Here is a 1,035-nt window from a genome sequence, read left to right as displayed (position 1 = left end):
GGGCCGAGCTGGCAAAGGTCTGCGCGGCCTTCTCGGTGGTCGCGGCGAAGCTTTGCGTGCTGCCGCTCAGGCGTTCATCGACCTGGCCGAGATTGACCGCGGCCTGCTCGATCAGCTGGCCGAGCTGCGAACTGGACTTGGTCATCCGGCCGATGAGGTCGGCGACGCTGTCGGACAGCGACGAGCGGGCGCCCTCGACCGCCGACAAGGTTTCGGCGGTGCGGTTGGCGAGCGCGTCGACAAGTGCGGCATTCTCGCTGCGCAGCTTCTCGGTGGCGCGTTCTGTGACCTCTTCCATGCTCTTTTGCAGTTCCGAGCCGCCCTGGGCGAAGCGCTCGACCAAAGGCCGTGCGGTTTCGTCGAGGATCTTCGACATTTCGGCCGAACGCGCCGCGAGCATGGTGTTGAGTTCGCGGGTGTTGGCGCCGATCGTCTTGGCGGCATCGTTGGTGCTCTGGCCGATATGCTGGCCAACCGCGGTGAAGGTCTCGGCGATCACATTGGCGCGCGAGACGAGTTGCGCCTCGGCGTTCGACACCTGCTCGTTGAGCTTCTGGCCCATCGTCTCGGCCGTAAAGGCGAGGCGGTTCTCGACGCCCGAGACCTGCTCTTCGACACGGGCTGCCGCGGCCGCCGCGCTCGAGGCGAGACGCTCGTCGGCGCCGGCAAGCGCCTGCTCGATTTCGCGGGCATGCACGGCCATTTCCTGGCCGGTCCGCCTTGCGCGTTCGGCAACCCGTTGCTCGGTATCGGCAAAGGCGCCGACGATCGTCTCGGCATGCTCGCCGATCGTGGTGGTGCTGCTGGCGATGCGTGACACCAGCCGCTGATCCGCGTCGTCGAAGATACGGCCGATTTCCGAGGCACGACTCGACAAGGCTTCCGAACCCTCGGCGATGCGCGAGACGAGCTGCTGGTCGGCGGCATCGAAGATGCGGCCAAGGTCCGATGCGCGTGCGGCAAGCGCTTCGGCCGATTCGCCGATCCGCATGCCGAGCCGCTGGTCGGCGCCTTCGAAGTTGCGCAGGATGTCGC

1 pseudogene is annotated in these 1,035 nt (G+C 67.0%); it reads right to left on the bottom strand.

Annotated features, from left to right (window positions below):
* Positions 1-1,035 (bottom strand): annotated as a pseudogene (locus tag EN991_RS37545) (kinesin); the annotation flags it as partial.

The sequence above is a fragment of the Mesorhizobium sp. M7A.F.Ca.US.005.03.2.1 genome, assembly GCF_003997795.1.
GTDB lineage: Bacteria > Pseudomonadota > Alphaproteobacteria > Rhizobiales > Rhizobiaceae > Mesorhizobium > Mesorhizobium ciceri.
The sequence above is the reverse complement of the archived record's forward strand: the minus strand, read 5'-3'. Positions and strand labels throughout refer to the sequence as shown.